Raw genomic sequence first — 16,232 nt, 5'->3', positions numbered from 1 at the left:
TCACTAGTTATAAATACGAAAGCTAAAGGGCTATAGCGTTGCTGCTGCCTAAATTTTTTGCAGAAAGGCCAATGTATCTACGCCGTCAGCATAATCCCAGGGCATAGGGCATTGCGCATCGCCAAAAGGTATGCTGCCTTCAAACCATCCATGTGCCGATACCAGGCATTGCGTTTTATCTTTTACAGCATTTATGTTGTGCCTAAGGTCTGCGAGCGACTTGAACTTCTGATAAAACAGCACCGAAATAGGAGATACCAGGTTCTCACTTTCCTGCACCAGCATAAAACCGTTATCGAAGTGCGGTACGCGGTTTACCAGAAGTATGGATTTGTTGTAGTCGTAGTTATTCTGGTATTTATGCATATCCAGAATATTACTGCGGTGCTCGTTTGCCTCAAAAAACTTATCAAAAGTATACCCCTCTGGTACAAAAACTTTGGACACGTTGCGGCAGCCAAGCCCAAAGTACTGGAAAATATCGTTGCCTAAAGCCTTTAGGTCGTCTACTTCTTCATGGCCTGTAAGTATGGCTATGCTTGTGCGGTTCTTGCGGATAATGTGTGGGCGCTTGGCAAAGTAGTATTCAAAGTAGCGGGCCGTGTTGTCTGATCCTGTTGCAATAATGGCATCGGCATCTTTCAGCATGGGCACAAACTGGATATAGCTGGCAAAAGCCGGCTCAATGGCGATCAGCATGTCAGCTAATTTCCTCATCAGCACTTCGTCATCAGAACTCAGCTTGGCCAATAAATGGTGCCCGCTCAGTAATACAGCCATAAAATCGTGGAAACCCACCATCGGAATATTACCTGCCATTACCACACCAACTTTTTTAGGTGTAACCTGTTTTAGGTGGTAGGGGTAAAGCCATTCACGCAGGTACTGTTCATACAGGAGAGTGGCAATGCCATTTATAGCTGTAGTAACATTGCGCTCATCAAACCAGGTATTGCGCGATGCAGCCAGTCGGGCCCATGTTTTATGGTCGTCTGGGGTCAGGCTTTGGAGCTGTTTGCCAAGTTCTACAAAGGCTTCTATGCGGTTCTCTAAAGTCATGGCAGTAGGTATAGCGTAAAAATTATTTGATAAGGATACCGATTGTTCCTAATTTTGTTTGTTTAACAAAACACGAAGTACAAAAGTATAAAAAATATACAGGAGATACGACTATGGCGATAATGATAACTGACGAGTGTATTAACTGCGGTGCCTGCGAACCAGAATGCCCGAATACTGCCATTTACGAAGGTGGTGCGGACTGGACCTGGGGCGGTGGTACAGCGCTGAAAGAGGTAGAGATCGACGGAGGAGAGGTTATTCCCGGAGATGAGGCGCAGCCACCTATCTCTGACGAGTTTTACTACATTGTGTCAGATAAATGTACAGAGTGCATGGGCTTTCATGAAGAGCCGCAATGCGCTGCCGTTTGCCCTGTGGATTGCTGCGTAGACGATCCGGACTACCGCGAGACAGAGGAAGAACTACTGGCCAAAAAATCCTGGTTGCACCAGGAGGCCTAAGTATAAAAAGCTTACCCCAGAAAGCCTGCCCCATAGGGCGGGCTTTTTGTTTAAGCACCCATCAAATTGAGGACTATGGAAGGATTAGTACACGAAGGTAAAACGTTTGAAAAAATTGTTTACCCGAATAAAGAGATCAAAAGCAGGGAGTTTGAAGAATGTACCTTTAAGCTTTGCGATTTCTCTGGCAGCAACTTTTCTCATAACCGCTTCACCGATTGCACCTTCATCGGCTGTAACCTGGCGATGCTCAAACTAGGCGGCGCTACGTTGAACAATGTGGTTTTCAAAGAGTGTAAACTGGTAGGGGTAAACTTCAGCGAGTGCGAGAATTTCCTTTTTACAGTACGCTTTGAGGGCTGTTTCCTGGATTATGCTTCTTTCCAGCGAAAGAAAATGCCGAAGACCCATTTCATCAGTACTTCTTTAAAAAGCGCAGACTTTTCGGGTGCAGGCCTTGGTAACGCGGTGTTTGATAATACTGATTTGGAAGGTGCCGTTTTCAATAACACAATGCTTACCGGAGCAGACTTTTCTACAGCCTACAATTTCGATATTGATGCGGAGCTGAATACCATCAAAAATGCCCGTTTTTCGCAGTACGGTTTGCAGGGTTTACTAACAAAGCACCACCTGCAGATAAGCTAGATTTGGCTGCTTTTAAGTGTTACTTCATCGAGAGCGCCGCCTTTGCCTCAATAATAAGATCAGAATATAAAGCAAAATAGAGCCTTCTCAAGGATTCTTGATTCTTAATTGCTACAAATTAGCTAATTTTGCTATTTAGCTAATTACCCAGCAAAACAATAGTATACGATGTCGATATCAACAAAATATAACCCCAAGGAAGTAGAAAAGAAGTGGTACGAAAGCTGGATGCAGCGCGGCTTCTTCCATTCTGAGCCTAACCCGAATAAAGAGCCTTACACCATTGTGATTCCGCCGCCAAACGTAACGGGTGTGCTGCACATGGGCCACATGCTTAATAATACTATACAGGATGTGCTGATTCGCCGTGCACGTATGCAGGGCAAAGAGGCTTGCTGGGTTCCGGGCACCGACCACGCTTCTATTGCTACAGAGGCTAAAGTAGTAGCCTTATTAAAAGAGCGCGGCATCGAGAAAAAAGACCTTACCCGCGAAGAGTTCCTAAAGTATGCCTGGGAGTGGAAAGAGAAGTATGGCGGCATTATACTGGAACAGCTAAAGAAACTCGGAGCTTCCTGTGACTGGGACCGCACCCGCTTTACCATGGAAGACGACCTGAGTGCTGCCGTAATTGAGGTGTTTGTGGACCTGTACCGCAAAGGCCAGATTTACCGTGGCGTGCGTATGGTTAACTGGGACCCACTAGGCGGTACTGCACTTTCTGATGAAGAGGTTATCCCAAAAGACACAATGGCAAAAATGTACCACCTGAACTACGAAGTAGTGGCAGAGGGTGCAGCAGCGCCAACCTATATAACAGTTGCTACCTCGCGCCCTGAAACCATCATGGCTGACGTGGCTGTGGCCGTAAACCCGAACGATGAGCGTTACATGCACCTGCACGGTAAGTCTGTGCGCATCCCGTTGCTGGGCAAAGAGATTCCTGTTATACTTGATGAGTATGTAAGTATAGATTTTGGTACTGGTGCGCTTAAAGTAACGCCAGCCCATGATTTAAATGACTATGAACTGGGGCAGAAGCACAAGCTGCCAACTATTGATATCCTGAACAACGACGGTACTCTGAACGAGCAGGCGCAGCTATATGTGGGCCAGGATCGTTTTGCGGCGCGCCGTAACATCGTAAAAGACCTGCAGGAAGCCGGTTTGCTAGTTAAGATTGAAGAATATGCCTCTGTGTTGCAAACATCAGAGCGTACAGGTGCTGTAATTGAGCCGCGCTTGTCGATGCAATGGTTCTGCAAAATGGATAAGATGGCCGGGCCAGCACTAGAGTCTGTTATGAATGACGAAATTCGCCTGCACCCGCCTAAGTTCAAGAACATGTACCGCTCCTGGATGGAAAACATCCGCGACTGGTGTATTTCACGCCAACTGTGGTGGGGCCAGCAGATACCGGCTTACTACCTGCCAGACGGTTCTTTTGTAGTAGCAACAACTGCAGAGGAGGCCTTGGTACTAGCCCGTAAAGAAAGCGGCAACGAAAACCTGCAGCTATCAGACCTGCGCCAGGATGAAGACGTGCTGGATACCTGGTTCTCGTCGTGGTTATGGCCAATATCTGTTTTTGACGGTTTTAAAGACCCGGATAACAAGGATATTTTATACTATTACCCGACAAACGACCTGGTAACTGCCCCTGAGATCCTGTTCTTCTGGGTAGCGCGAATGATTATGGCCGGCTACGAGTTCCGTAACGAGATGCCGTTCAAGAATGTATACTTAACGGGTATAGTACGCGATACGCAAGGCCGCAAAATGTCTAAATCGCTGGGTAACTCACCAGACCCACTCGACCTGATAGACCAGTATGGTGCTGATGGTGTGCGCGCAGGTATGTTGTTCAGCTCACCGGCTGGTAACGACCTTTTATTTGATGAGAAACTGGTAGAGCAAGGCCGTAACTTCTCTAACAAAATCTGGAATGCCTTTAGGTTGATAAAGGGATGGGAAGTAGACGAAAGCCTGCCGTGCCCGAACGAAACTGCTATCAAGTGGTTCGATTCCAGATTCAACGAGGCCTTTGCACAGATAGAAGACCACTTCAGTAAGTTCCGTATTTCAGATGCGTTGCTGGCAGTTTACAAACTGGTTTGGGATGATTTCTGCTCTAACTACCTGGAGATGATCAAACCCGCATATCAGCAGCCGATTGATAAGCAAACGCTGGATACTACGATCGATTACCTGGAGAAGGTGCTGAAAGTGTTGCATCCGTTTATGCCGTTTATCACCGAAGAGATCTGGCATGACCTGAAAGCGCGTAAAGACAAAGAATACCTGATTGTAGCGGCATGGCCTAAAAAAGACAAGTTTGATAAGCAGGTAATCGATACGATGGAGAGCGTGTTGAATATTGTAGGATCTGTTCGCAATATCCGCAACTCCAAAAATATACCAAACAACAAGCAGCTAGATCTTTTCATAAAGGTGATGAACCACGACCATTATGAGCCTTTCTTTGGAGTGATGCGCAAGCTTGCAAATCTGGGCGAGGTGCAGTATGTGCAGGAAAGTATCGATGGTGCTATCAGCTTTATTGTTTCCGGTGACGAGTTTTTTATCCCAATGGAAGGAAACATTGACCTGGATGCGGAGCGGGAGCGTTTAACCAAAGAACTGGAGTACACCAAGGGCTTCTTGCTTTCGGTAGATAAAAAGCTGAGCAACGAGCGTTTTGTAAGCGGTGCACCAGAGAGTGTTATCTCAAACGAGCGTAAGAAAAAAGCCGATGCAGAAGCAAAGATCAAAGCCATTGAGCAGAGTCTGGCATCGCTTTAATGTATAAAGTATAATAAACCGCGACAGGCCGCTTCTGCATCAGGAGCGGCCTGTTGTGGTTTTAAGAAAGGGTCAGCAACGTAAAAGCTACTTTATACTTTGCATTAAAATAGCGGTTACCTCAGCCTGGTACTTTGGCAGCAGGTGGTTAAGTCCGTTTTTGGCTGCAGTATAGCTTATGTCTACCTGCTTTTTTCCGAGGCGGTACAGGAGTAAGCCCTGGCTTTCTTCGGTTAAATAAAAAAGCTTTGCCGGCTCTGTTGCAGTTGAGACCTGGTAAGCTCTGAAAACAAAATTGTTCGTGATGCGGTGCTGCGATGGAGGTCGGTTTTCGAGGTAGTGTTGCGTAACTACCGTATCGAGGGCAATTATACTTTCAACCTGCTTTATACTTCTGATTTCGCCTTCTTCAAAAAGCCATTGCTGTACCTGGTGCTGCCCCTGCTGTTGCTGGCTATGCCCGGCTTTACTTAAATCTAAACTGGCAATCATCCCAAACAATTGCAGGTCAGCGAGCATGTGCTGTAGCGAGGCTGTTTCGGAGGTGTTGTCGCTGATAAAGTAGCGGTTGCTCTGCTGTAGCTGCGTTACATCTTTTTGAATATCCTGCTGCAGTTTAAGCTGGCCAGTATCGGCAAGTATAAAAGAAAAGAGCAGGGGAAGTATGGCGTGGAGTAGCATCATTTTAGCGGATAGTTTATACGTTATACTTCTCTTGCTCAAAACTTGTGCTAGAAATTACAATTTAGAATTATCTACTACTTTCCATGTAATGTTGCCGTTGTTTACCTCATACTTTAAAACTATGTAGCCACCGTTGTGCCCGTCTTCATAATAGGCCAGGGCATATCGGTCGTTGAGGATGCGGCTATCCCGGATGGCCATGGTGCCGCCCATGCTGCCGCCCATGCTGCCCTCTGCGGGTATAAGGGTGCGCTGCTTGCGGTTCAGGTCGTTCATCAGGTCAGTTTCGGGGTTGCGGAGGCCTTTGCGTTTCAGGCGCTGCATGTCGCTTTCGCTTAAGGAGCCCAATTCGTCCACAAAAGCAGCGCTTGGCGGTGTATCCATCTGCATGGTATCCGGGGGCAGCATCATACTTTCCAGCGAGTCCGCCTCAATGCGTTCCTGCTCCAGTTCTCTGTCAATTTCGGCTACTTCGTTGTCGGCGATACTCAGTCTGCTCTCTGCTTCGTTTTTTTGCCAGTAAAAGTAGATGGCCAGGAACAGGAAAAGGGCCGTGATGATCCAGGGTAAGATATTTCTCATAGTCTTGTAGTTTATGTATAGGGATTGTTTACAGCTTGTAAGACTCGAATTTATACTATAAATATTAGAAAAAAGATAGGCTTAAAGCTAAATCCAAAAAGAAAGCCTGCTCCGGTTACCGAAGCAGGCTTTTATACTTTAAGTCTTTTGTGCTATGTCAAAAAACTATTTTATCAAACATTAGATAGTCTGGTTTACGTCGAAGTTCTCCAGGTAATCTGCTACGCGGCGCACAAACATGCCACCCAACGATCCATCAACCACACGGTGGTCGTAAGAGTGCGACAGGTACATGAAGTGGCGGATACCGATCAGATCGCCTTCCGGAGTCTCGATAACAGCTGGCTTTTTCTTGATTGCACCAACGGCCATAATAGCCACCTGCGGCTGCATGATAATCGGTGTACCCATTACGTTACCAAATGAGCCCACGTTAGATACGGTGTAAGTACCGCCGGCCAAATCGTCTGGCGTAAGCTTGTTCATACGGCCACGGTTTGCTAGATCGTTTACTTTCTTGGTCAGGCCGTTCAGGTTAAGCTGGTCAGCGTTCTTGATGTTAGGAACGATCAGGTTACCTGAAGGCAAGGCCACAGCCATACCAATGTTGATGTCTTTGTGACGGATAATCGTGCCACCGTCCACAGAAACGTTGATCATCGGGAAATCTTTGATCGCTTTGGCAATGGCATCGATAAAGATAGGAGTGAAGGTTAAATTCTCGCCTTCGCGCTTCTTATACTCGTTCTTCCACTTGTTTCTCCAGTTCACGATGTTGGTAACATCAGCCTCTACAAAAGAAGTAACGTGCGGAGAAATGCGCTTGCTGTCTACCATGCGGTCGGCGATCATCTTGCGCATGCGGTCCATCTCGATAAGCTCTACGTTGCCGCCGTAAGAGGCAGCTGGTTTAACCTGAGGCGCAGCGGCCTGTGGCTGAGCAGCCGGAGCTGGTGCAGCGGCAGGAGCCTGAACTTGCGGTTGTGCCTGTGGCTGAGCCTGCGGAGCGGCGGCTTGCTGAGGTGCAGCACCACGGTTAGCCAGGTAGTTCATAATGTCTTTCTTAGACACGCGGCCTTCGCTGCCGGTACCTGGCACATACTCCAGTTCCTGCATCGAAATGCCTTCTTCGCGGGCAATATTTAATACCAGCGGGGAGTAGAAACGGCCAGAGGCAGGCTGATCCAGTTTAGCTACAGAGGCGGCTGATGCGGCAGGGGCAGCAGTTTCTAGTGGTGCAGCTGCAGGAGCCTCAGTAGCAGGGGCGGCAGCGCCAGTATCTTCACCGTCGGTGGAGATGATAGCGATAGGAGCACCAACGGCAACCACATCGCCTTCCTGTACCAGAATTTCCTTTAAAACACCGCCCTGAATTGCAGGTACTTCTGTGTCCACTTTATCTGTAGCAACTTCCAGCACCGACTCATCCTGCTCAATGGTGTCACCCACATTTTTGAGCCATTTAAGAACGGTACCTTCCATGATACTCTCGCCCATTTTGGGCATAACCATTTCTACAAGTGCCATATTATCGTTATTCGTTGATCGATTTTTGTGTTTTATGATAAAAGATGAAGGACAAAAGACAAAGGTAAAGGGCATCTAATGAGCCTTTTATACTTTGTCGAAAACTCTTTTGTCTTAAAAAACCCAGACAAAGTTAATGATTTTAGCCTATTCCTCAACGGTTGTGTTCAAACTTTGGCGCACCAGGTTCAGCACGGCTAAAGTTGTGTACTCAATGTTCAGTAGCCTGTCTTTATTAAATTGAAGCAGCCTGGCTTCTGTTTTATACTTGTCCGAGTAAGCTATCCAGATAGTGCCCACAGGTTTATCAAGTGTGCCTCCGTCAGGGCCTGCAATGCCGCTGGTGGCAACGCCAATGTCAGAACCGAATTTTAGCCTAACGTTGGCTGCCATTTCCTTCACAGTAGCCTCGCTTACGGCGCCATGCTGCTGCAAGGTTTCAGGATTTACATTCAGCTCCCGGATTTTTACATTGTTGTGGTAAGCAATAACGCTGCCCTGGTAGTAGGCCGAGCTGCCGCTTATACTGGTGATTTTATGCGCCAGGTAGCCGCCGGTGCAGCTTTCGGCGGTGGCAATGGTTAAGCCGCGTTCTTTCAGCATCCGTCCGATTGCCTCTTCTAATTTTATCTCGCCATGCGCAAAAATATAGCTCGGTATTATCTGTTGCAGTTTATCTACTTCCGCCTGCATTTCCTGCTCCAGCTGTGTTGCATCTTCTCCGGAGCCGGTAAGCCGCAAACGCACGCTGCCCAGGTGGGGCAGGTAAGCCAGTTTCAGGTGCTCAGGCAGGCTCGTTTCCCAGGTCTCTAGTTTGGCAGCAAGTATAGACTCTGCAATGCCCACCGTTTGCACTACTTTATGAATAATCTCAGGGGTTTTAAAGTATGCTTTTAGCTGCGGCAGCACAATGTCAGTCATCATGCGTTTCATCTCAAAGGGCACGCCCGGCATAGATACGTATACTTTGCCATTCTGCTCAAACCACATACCCGGAGCCGTGCCCAATACATTGCGAACAGGCGTGCAGGCAGCTGGTAAAAAAGCCTGTTCACGGTTTAGTTCTGTCAGTTCACGGCCACGGTTTTTAAAAATCTCTGCTATATCTGCCAACGATGGCTCGTGTAGCTGCAGGGTGGTATGGAAGTATGCGGTAAGTACATCTTTTGTCAGGTCATCCTTTGTGGGGCCAAGGCCGCCTGTCATAAGTATAATATCGGCTCTGGTTTTAGCGTTATCCAAAGCCTCTGTTATATGGCCGGCATTATCCGAAACCGAAGTGATCTGCTTAACTTTAATACCTGCCTTAGATAGTTCTGCACCCATCCAGGCAGAGTTGGTGTCTACTATCTGGCCGTAAAGAATTTCGTCTCCGATGGTGATAATTTCAGCAATAACGGCTTTCATATATTTTTTGGTCTGATTTATGCGTAGGTCTGTTAAACTGTTTCAAGTTAAAGATGTTCTAACGATATGAAAAAACTACTTTACACTTCTTTTATAGCTGTTGCGCTTGGTGCCTCTGCCTGCACGGCAACCGATATACAACGTACCATGGATGGCGTATTGGCAGGTACAACCACAGGAGGGCCGGTAACGCAAAGCGAAGTGGCCAACGGGCTTAAGCAAGCCTTGGAAATAGGTATTAAAAACGGTGCAAATCAAGCGTCCCAAACCGATGGCTATTATAAAAACTCACTTATCCGCATTCCTTTCCCGAAGGATGTGCAGCGTGTGGAAAACACTCTGCGCCAGGTTGGTTTAGGCAGCGAGGTCGATAAATTTATACTTACCCTAAACCGTGGGGCAGAAGATGCCGCCAAGAGTGCGGTGCCAATTTTTGTGAGCGCTATCAAACAAATGACCATTGCCGATGCCTGGGCTATACTTAAAGGAGACAAGGATGCTGCCACTCAGTATTTAAAGCGCACTACATCACAGCAACTCTACAATACATTTAACCCCATCATGGTGCAGTCTTTGGGTAAAACAAATGCCACAAAGTATTATACCGATCTTGTAAACCAGTACAACAAAATACCGCTGGTGCAAAAAGTTAACCCGGATCTGGATGATTACGCTACCCAGAAAGCGATTGACGGCCTGTTTATACTTGTAGCCCAGGAAGAAGCCAATATTCGCGAAAACCCGATTGCGCGTACGACTGAACTGCTGCGCCGCGTGTTCTCTAAGGAGAATCAGTCATAGGTTAATTGCCTATTTACATACTCAAAGCACCCGCTTTACTCAGAAGTAAGGCGGGTGCTTTTTTTTGTGGAACATAAACAGTTGAATAAAAGTACAATACAGCAAATTTACACCGGGCTACTTGCCTGATCAACAGCTTGTATTACTGCTATGGAAAACAAACCTTTTAAGTATAGTCCGATCACGAAGGAAAAAGCTTTAGATGCACTAATTGAAGAGATCAAAGATGCCCGGGTTGTCATGTTAGGGGAGGCATCGCATGGTACATCCGAATATTATACCTGGCGCACCGCTATTACCAAGCGACTAATACAGGAAAAGGGGTTTAATTTTGTGGCAGTTGAGGGTGATTGGCCTGAGTGTTATGCTGTAAACCGCTTTATAAAAGGATATCAGAACTCAGGAAGCAAAATAGCGGATGTGCTGCAAGTATACCGCCGCTGGCCTACCTGGATGTGGGCAAACTGGGAGGTAGCCGCCTTGATAGAATGGATGCGTGACGTGAACCATTTGCGTAGCGGCATCGATAAAGCTGGGTTTTATGGGCTAGATGTTTATAGCCTCTGGGAGTCGCTGGAGCAAATCCTTAAGTTTCTGGAAGGTAACGACGGACGGGCAGTAGAGGCAGCCAAAATGGCCATCAATTGCTTTGAGCCTTTCGGCAGAGATCCTCAGACGTATGCACAGGCCACCGCCTTTGTTCCTACCAACTGCGAAAGAGAGGTAATAGAGATGCTACAAAAAATACAGCAACACCGCTCTTTTACCGATGATCCTGAAAACGATTTTAATACACGGCAAAATGCTTTGGTGGCAGTAAATGCAGAGAAGTATTACAGGGCCATGATTAAGGGGGGGAGCAGCTCCTGGAACGTGCGCGACAGCCACATGATTGAAACCCTGGACAGGCTACTTGACTTGCATGGGCCTCATTCAAAAGCAGTTGTATGGGAACATAATACCCACATTGGCGATGCAAGCTACACCGATATGGCTGATGATGGAATGTTTAATATAGGGCAGCTTGCCCGCGAAAAGTATGGACGTGAACAGGTAAAGCTAATTGGTTTCGGCTCTTACCAGGGGAGTGTGATTGCAAGTAAATTGTGGGGGGCACCAATGCAGAAAATGGACATGCCGCCAGCCGTTGAAGGCAGTTGGGAGCACATGCTGCACCAAATCAGTACCGACGATAAGATTATACTTTCCAGAGACCTAAAAAGTGTACCTGAACTGCAACGCAGAATCGGCCACCGTGCAATTGGGGTAGTATACGATCCAAAGTATGAAATGCTTGGAAACTATGTGCCTACCGTTATACCTGAGCGATACGACGCCTTTATTTACTTTGACGAGACAGAGGCGGTCCATCCCCTGCACATGAAAACTACATCAGGCAAAGAACCGGACATGTACCCCTGGAATTATTAAGGTAGATGAGGGGTAGCGAACTGTAGAAGCGCACTATCCCTCATCGATTGAGGTATATTTATCCCCGCTGCACCAGGAATACGATGTAGCCAATGTAAACCAACAGGTATAGAATTCCATTCCAACGATCTATGGTGTTCTTTTTGCCAATAGGCATGGTGATTATAAGCAGGGTGCTTGCTACGATCATCATCACAATATCAGAATTACTTACCACATCAAAAGGCAGCGGGTTTATCAGGGCACTAATGCCTAAGATCCAAAGTAAGTTAAAGATGTTAGAGCCTACCACATTGCCTACTGCTATATCAATGTTGCGGCGGTAAGCAGCCATGGCAGAGGTGACTAACTCTGGAAGCGAAGTGCCGATGGCCACTACAGTTAAACCTATAAAAGATTCGCTCAGCCCCAGGTTCTGAGCAATGTGTACTGCTCCGTCTACTACCCACTTACCCCCTAGGAATAAGCCTACTACTCCAAGCAAAATGAAGACAATAGCTTTGCCCATCGGCATTTCATCGTTTATCTCCTCAGGTAAAACTTCATCTTTGTTGGTGCGGGCAATGTTGTAAATATATGCCATAAATAGCACGAAGAAGAACAGAAGTATACCGCCATCGGTGCGGCTGATGTATAATTCTGTGCGGTTATCAATCAGCGCCGCATTTGCCAGGAAACCTACTAAAAGTGTGGCAATCAGCGAAAACGGTATTTCTGTAAGTATAGTGTTGCGCTTTATAGGTAGGGGACAGATGAGAGCTGTAATACCTAAAATAAGCAGCAGGTTAGCCACATTGCTTCCAAACACATTACCAATTGCCAGTTCCGATTGCCCTTGCATACTGGAGAGCACATTAATGATAAGCTCGGGCAAGGAGGTGCCAAAAGACACTATAGTAAGCCCTACCACCATGTCGGGTAAGCCGTAGCGTTTAGCAATAGAGGATGCGCCTGAAACTAAAATATCAGCACCTTTGATAAGAAAAACAAAACCAACTACAAACAGGAAGTATAAAAGCATAGGTTGATAAACGTATTTTTAGAACTGATACGGTTAATTCTAAAGTAAGTACTTTTAAAAAATTATGGCTGCCCATTTTGTGAGCAGCCATAAAGTATAATCTTTGTTTCTGTTTTAAGCCATGTTGTGGTAAACAGCCTGAACGTCATCATCTTCTTCGAAGCGCTCTATCAAGCCCATTACTTCCTCTTCCTGCTCTTCGGTAAGTTCTGTTCTGGTGGTAGGGATGCGCTGCACTTCTGAGCTTATCACCTCCAGCCCTTTTTCTTCCAGGCCCTTCTGCATGGTGCCGAACTCAGTAAAAGGCGTTTCGATGATAATCTCACCTTCGTGCTCGTAAATGTCCTCCGCACCGAAATCAATCAGCTCCAGCTCCAGGTCTTCCAGGTTCATGCCTTCAGCCGAGATTTTGAAAATTCCTTTGCGATCAAACATAAAGTCAAGCGACCCGGTTTTGCCCAGAGAACCGCCTCCTTTAGAGAAATGCATGCGCACGTTCGCTACGGTTCTGTTCAGGTTATCGGTGGCGCACTCTATCACAACTGCAATGCCGTGAGGCGCATAGCCTTCGTATACAACTTCTTCGTAATCTTTCTCTTCCTTAGATGATGCCCTTTTGATAGCAGCCTCTATGCGGTCTTTTGGCATGTTAACGCCTTTGGCGTTTTGGATAGCCGAGCGTAAACGTGAGTTTGTCTCAGGGTTTGGTCCGCTTTCCTTAACGGCCATAACAATCTCTTTGCCAAGGCGGGTAAATGCCTTCGACATTTTATCCCAGCGTTTAAACTTGCGGGCTTTTCTAAATTCAAATGCGCGTCCCATAGTATATCTTATGTGGTATACAAAGTTAGGCAGCTTAGCCGTAAAATGGTAATTTTTAGTTATCGAATTATTCGGAATACCTTACAGCTTTTATCGCATCAGTTGAAGGCGAAAACTGTAAAAGCACGAAAGCAAAGTTACTTGCGGGGGGCGGTGTGGTAATCTGAAATGCGTACTTGTTCATCGCAAAAAGCATATTCATGCTTGATGTTGGAGCCAACGATAACCAGACGGTTGGCTTTGTTGAGCGACACATGTTCTTGGTACCAGGCTACACCTTCCTGGTCCAGGTTTGTGGTGGGCTCATCGAGCAGCAGTAGCTGGGTATCAGAGTATAAAGCCAACCCGAGCTTCAGGCGTTGCTTCATTCCGGACGAGAAATCCTTCACAAATTTGTTCTTAGATCTTTGCAGGCCCATCCGGTCAACCAAGTCTGTAGTGGAGATGTTGCCTCTTAAATTTTTAAAACGGGTGTGAAAATCCAGCATCTCCAGTAACGTAAATTCTTCTACGAGTTCCAGGTAGGGTGCTGTAAGTGAAAGCTGGCGATAGGCCTCTTCAGGGGCAACTTTTTTAGTGCCTAAGGTATAGTTTATTTCGCCTTCGCTGTGCAGGTTGTGGCCCGCAATAACAGTAAGAAGAGTGGATTTACCGGAGCCGTTATGCCCAAGTATGGCATAAGAGGTGCCTGACTCAAAAGTATAGGTCAGGTTCCGGAAAATCCACTCGTAATTATATCGTTTACCTAAATTGCTTAGGTTAATTTGCATCTTTTGAAAAATAACTTCGGATGATGCCACGGCCTGAGTTACGCAGGAAGTTTACAACCTCGTCGCGTTCCTTGCTCGGAGGCAACTCCAGTTCAATTTTGTCTAGTGCCTGTGAGTTATTTAACCCACTAATAAACAGAATACGGTATATCTGCTGAATCTCGTTTATCTGCTCGCTGGTAAAGCCTCTGCGGCGCAAGCCAATAGAGTTGATACCTGCATAAGAAAGCGGCTCGCGGGCTGCCTTTACAAAAGGAGGAACATCTTTAAGTACAAGCGAGCCACCCGAGATCATGGCATGCACCCCAATTTTTGCAAATTGGTGCACAAGTGTAGCAGCACTAATGATAGCATGATCGCCAACTTCTACGTGGCCTGCCATCTGTACCGAATTACCGATAATGCAGTTATCACCTACAACGCAATCGTGAGCGACGTGGGCATAAGCCATCACCAGGCAGTTTTGGCCCACTACTGTCTTCATTTTATCGATTGTGCCGCGGCTAATGGTAACGCATTCTCTGATAACTGTATTATCGCCGATATGCGTTGTTGTTACTTCACCGGCAAATTTCAGGTCCTGTGGCACAGAAGAAACAACTGCTCCCGGAAAAATTTTGCAGTTTTTGCCGATGCGAGCTCCCTCCATGATCACCGCATTGGGTCCAATCCAGGTACCTTCTCCTATTTCCACATTTTTGTGAATGCTGGCGAATGGCTCTACTACAACGTTTTGTGCAATTTTAGCCTCTGGGTGTATGTATGCTAATGGCTGATTCATGCGTCTTTTTTTACAATACTTGCCGACATTTCAGCTTCCATCACCAGTTGTCCGGCCACAAAAGCCTGACCACTCATTTTGGCAATTCCACGTTTGATTGGAGCCAGCAGTTCACATTTAAAAATTATGGTATCGCCAGGTATAACCTTGCGCTTAAAGCGACATTTGTCAATGCCAAGAAAATAAGTCCAGTAGTCTTCCGGGTTCTCTACGGTGTTCAGTACAAGAATCCCGCCAGTTTGTGCCATAGCCTCTATTTGTATTACACCAGGCAAAACAGGGTTGCCCGGGAAATGCCCCTGGAAGAATGGCTCATTCATCGTGATATTCTTAACGCCTGTAACAGTCGTTTCGTCTAAATGAATGATTTTATCGATAAGCAGGAACGGATACCGGTGCGGCAAAGTAGCCGAAATCTGGTTAATATCCATTACTGGCTTTTTCTTTGGGTCGTAGGTAGGCACATTTTTTACTGTGGCCTCATGTATCATCCGCTTTACCTTTTTGGCAAAGGCAACGTTTGCAGCGTGGCCAGGGCGTGCTGCCAGTATCTGTCCTTTGATTGGGCGGCCAATCAAAGCGAGGTCACCCATCAGGTCTAGCAGTTTGTGGCGCGCAGGCTCATTTTTGAAGCGAAGCTCAGTATTGTTAAGTATACCTTCTTCTTTCACTTCTACTTTTGGCTTCTTCAGCAGGTCCGACAGGTAATTCAGTTCCTCGTCCTGCACCACACGGTCTACAATCACGATGGCATTATCCAGGTCGCCACCTTTAATCAGGTTTTGTTTGAACAAAGCTTCTAACTCGTGTAAGAATACGAACGTGCGGCAAGGAGCAATCTCATCTACAAACTGGTCTATGTTAGTGATGGAGGCATGCTGGCTGCCAAGTATCGGCGAGTTGTAGTCAACCATAGCTGTCAGGCGGTAATCATCCAGCGGAAGGGCTGCGATTTCCACGCCACGGCTATCGTCTTTATAGCTTAAGCCTTTTGTTATTTCGAAGTAGTTGCGCAGCGCGTTCTGTTCCTCCAGGCCAACTTCCATCAAGGGCTGTACAAACTGGATAGAGGAACCGTCCATGATGGGAGGCTCCGGGCCGTCAAGCTCAATCAGTACGTTATCGATCTGTAAACCTACTAGTGCAGCTAAAGTATGCTCGATGGTGTGAACTCTTGCTCCATTCTGCTCAATAGTAGTACCTCTTGATAAGTCTACTACATTATCTACATCAGCAGCTACAATAGGCTGACCGGGTAAATCGATGCGCTGAAACTTGTACCCATGGTTGATGGGCGCAGGCTTAAACGTCATGTTGGAAACCACGCCTGTATGCAGTCCTATGCCGGATACAGTCACCGGGGCCTTGATAGTATGCTGTTTATCGTTCATTCACGTATATGTAGTCGTATTTCACTCTTCTGTTAAACTGGA

General features: G+C 46.6%; 15 protein-coding genes. 5 read left to right on the top strand and 10 right to left on the bottom strand.

From position 1 onward, the window contains the following. Positions 1-48: 48 nt before the first annotated feature. The gene (locus Q1A23_RS13630) at positions 49-1,059 is read right to left on the bottom strand and encodes an acyl-CoA reductase (protein ID WP_299824213.1); all 1,011 of its coding nucleotides are present in this window, start codon (positions 1,057-1,059) and stop codon (positions 49-51) included. A gap of 113 nt (positions 1,060-1,172) precedes the next feature. Between Q1A23_RS13630 and Q1A23_RS13625 the strand changes: the two genes are divergently transcribed. From Q1A23_RS13625 to Q1A23_RS13615, 3 genes are all read left to right on the top strand, one after another. Continuing rightward, on the top strand, positions 1,173-1,523 hold the full coding sequence (locus Q1A23_RS13625) for a 4Fe-4S dicluster domain-containing protein (protein WP_299824211.1): 351 nt from the start codon (positions 1,173-1,175) through the stop codon (positions 1,521-1,523). 75 nt (positions 1,524-1,598) lie between these two features. Then, on the top strand, positions 1,599-2,171 hold the full coding sequence (locus Q1A23_RS13620; RefSeq protein WP_299824209.1) for a pentapeptide repeat-containing protein: 573 nt from the start codon (positions 1,599-1,601) through the stop codon (positions 2,169-2,171). Positions 2,172-2,339: 168 nt separating this feature from the next. Next, complete coding sequence (locus Q1A23_RS13615; protein ID WP_299824208.1) at positions 2,340-4,973, top strand: valine--tRNA ligase; 2,634 nt, start codon at positions 2,340-2,342, stop codon at positions 4,971-4,973. Between the two features lie 87 nt (positions 4,974-5,060). Here the strand turns inward: Q1A23_RS13615 and Q1A23_RS13610 are convergent, their stop codons facing one another. The 4 genes from Q1A23_RS13610 to Q1A23_RS13595 form a co-directional block, all read right to left on the bottom strand. After that, entirely contained in the window at positions 5,061-5,657 is a 597-nt protein-coding gene (locus tag Q1A23_RS13610; RefSeq protein WP_299824206.1) for a hypothetical protein, read from the bottom strand. 54 nt (positions 5,658-5,711) lie between these two features. Beyond that, the gene (locus Q1A23_RS13605; RefSeq protein WP_299824205.1) at positions 5,712-6,239 is read right to left on the bottom strand and encodes a hypothetical protein; all 528 of its coding nucleotides are present in this window, start codon (positions 6,237-6,239) and stop codon (positions 5,712-5,714) included. A 180-nt stretch (positions 6,240-6,419) separates the two neighbouring features. Continuing rightward, on the bottom strand, positions 6,420-7,766 hold the full coding sequence (locus Q1A23_RS13600) for a dihydrolipoamide acetyltransferase family protein (RefSeq protein ID WP_299824203.1): 1,347 nt from the start codon (positions 7,764-7,766) through the stop codon (positions 6,420-6,422). A 147-nt stretch (positions 7,767-7,913) separates the two neighbouring features. Continuing rightward, a complete protein-coding gene (locus Q1A23_RS13595; RefSeq protein WP_299824202.1) occupies positions 7,914-9,173 on the bottom strand; it encodes a competence/damage-inducible protein A in 1,260 nt (419 codons plus the stop codon). Positions 9,174-9,239: 66 nt separating this feature from the next. Here Q1A23_RS13595 and Q1A23_RS13590 point away from each other — a divergent pair, with 66 nt between their 5' ends. Both Q1A23_RS13590 and Q1A23_RS13585 read left to right on the top strand, forming a co-directional pair. Continuing rightward, positions 9,240-9,974 (top strand): DUF4197 domain-containing protein, encoded by a 735-nt coding sequence (locus Q1A23_RS13590; RefSeq protein WP_299824200.1) that lies wholly within the window; start codon positions 9,240-9,242, stop codon positions 9,972-9,974. A gap of 150 nt (positions 9,975-10,124) precedes the next feature. Then, positions 10,125-11,405, top strand: a complete 1,281-nt coding sequence (locus Q1A23_RS13585; protein WP_299824198.1) for an erythromycin esterase family protein — start codon at positions 10,125-10,127, stop codon at positions 11,403-11,405. 58 nt (positions 11,406-11,463) lie between these two features. On the opposite strand, the gene Q1A23_RS13580 is transcribed toward Q1A23_RS13585, so the two are convergent. The 5 genes from Q1A23_RS13580 to Q1A23_RS13560 form a co-directional block, all read right to left on the bottom strand. Beyond that, complete coding sequence (locus Q1A23_RS13580) at positions 11,464-12,426, bottom strand: calcium/sodium antiporter (protein ID WP_299824196.1); 963 nt, start codon at positions 12,424-12,426, stop codon at positions 11,464-11,466. A 114-nt stretch (positions 12,427-12,540) separates the two neighbouring features. Beyond that, positions 12,541-13,248, bottom strand: a complete 708-nt coding sequence (locus Q1A23_RS13575) for a YebC/PmpR family DNA-binding transcriptional regulator (protein WP_299824194.1) — start codon at positions 13,246-13,248, stop codon at positions 12,541-12,543. A 137-nt stretch (positions 13,249-13,385) separates the two neighbouring features. Then, on the bottom strand, positions 13,386-14,018 hold the full coding sequence (locus Q1A23_RS13570; protein WP_299824192.1) for an ATP-binding cassette domain-containing protein: 633 nt from the start codon (positions 14,016-14,018) through the stop codon (positions 13,386-13,388). Then, positions 14,008-14,799 (bottom strand): acyl-ACP--UDP-N-acetylglucosamine O-acyltransferase, encoded by a 792-nt coding sequence (gene lpxA, locus Q1A23_RS13565; protein ID WP_299824190.1) that lies wholly within the window; start codon positions 14,797-14,799, stop codon positions 14,008-14,010. Before lpxA ends, Q1A23_RS13570 begins: the two co-directional genes overlap by 11 nt. Next, the gene (locus Q1A23_RS13560) at positions 14,796-16,190 is read right to left on the bottom strand and encodes a bifunctional UDP-3-O-[3-hydroxymyristoyl] N-acetylglucosamine deacetylase/3-hydroxyacyl-ACP dehydratase (RefSeq protein WP_299824188.1); all 1,395 of its coding nucleotides are present in this window, start codon (positions 16,188-16,190) and stop codon (positions 14,796-14,798) included. Before Q1A23_RS13560 ends, lpxA begins: the two co-directional genes overlap by 4 nt. Positions 16,191-16,232 lie beyond the last annotated feature (42 nt).

The organism is uncultured Pontibacter sp., assembly GCF_947492645.1.
Classification (GTDB): domain Bacteria; phylum Bacteroidota; class Bacteroidia; order Cytophagales; family Hymenobacteraceae; genus Pontibacter.
Note: the sequence above shows the minus strand (reverse complement) of the source record. Positions and strands in the feature narration are given on the sequence as shown.

Bases quoted from the DNA above. Each gene is read 5' to 3' on its own strand.
- Q1A23_RS13630 (WP_299824213.1), bottom strand. From the start codon at position 1,059: ATGACTTTAGAGAACCGCATAGAAGCCTTTGTAGAACTTGGCAAACAG.
- Q1A23_RS13625 (WP_299824211.1), top strand. From the start codon at position 1,173: ATGGCGATAATGATAACTGACGAGTGTATTAACTGCGGTGCCTGCGAA.
- Q1A23_RS13620 (WP_299824209.1), top strand. From the start codon at position 1,599: ATGGAAGGATTAGTACACGAAGGTAAAACGTTTGAAAAAATTGTTTAC.
- Q1A23_RS13615 (WP_299824208.1), top strand. From the start codon at position 2,340: ATGTCGATATCAACAAAATATAACCCCAAGGAAGTAGAAAAGAAGTGG.
- Q1A23_RS13610 (WP_299824206.1), bottom strand. From the start codon at position 5,657: ATGATGCTACTCCACGCCATACTTCCCCTGCTCTTTTCTTTTATACTT.
- Q1A23_RS13605 (WP_299824205.1), bottom strand. From the start codon at position 6,239: ATGAGAAATATCTTACCCTGGATCATCACGGCCCTTTTCCTGTTCCTG.
- Q1A23_RS13600 (WP_299824203.1), bottom strand. From the start codon at position 7,766: ATGGCACTTGTAGAAATGGTTATGCCCAAAATGGGCGAGAGTATCATG.
- Q1A23_RS13595 (WP_299824202.1), bottom strand. From the start codon at position 9,173: ATGAAAGCCGTTATTGCTGAAATTATCACCATCGGAGACGAAATTCTT.
- Q1A23_RS13590 (WP_299824200.1), top strand. From the start codon at position 9,240: ATGAAAAAACTACTTTACACTTCTTTTATAGCTGTTGCGCTTGGTGCC.
- Q1A23_RS13585 (WP_299824198.1), top strand. From the start codon at position 10,125: ATGGAAAACAAACCTTTTAAGTATAGTCCGATCACGAAGGAAAAAGCT.
- Q1A23_RS13580 (WP_299824196.1), bottom strand. From the start codon at position 12,426: ATGCTTTTATACTTCCTGTTTGTAGTTGGTTTTGTTTTTCTTATCAAA.
- Q1A23_RS13575 (WP_299824194.1), bottom strand. From the start codon at position 13,248: ATGGGACGCGCATTTGAATTTAGAAAAGCCCGCAAGTTTAAACGCTGG.
- Q1A23_RS13570 (WP_299824192.1), bottom strand. From the start codon at position 14,018: ATGCAAATTAACCTAAGCAATTTAGGTAAACGATATAATTACGAGTGG.
- lpxA (WP_299824190.1), bottom strand. From the start codon at position 14,799: ATGAATCAGCCATTAGCATACATACACCCAGAGGCTAAAATTGCACAA.
- Q1A23_RS13560 (WP_299824188.1), bottom strand. From the start codon at position 16,190: ATGAACGATAAACAGCATACTATCAAGGCCCCGGTGACTGTATCCGGC.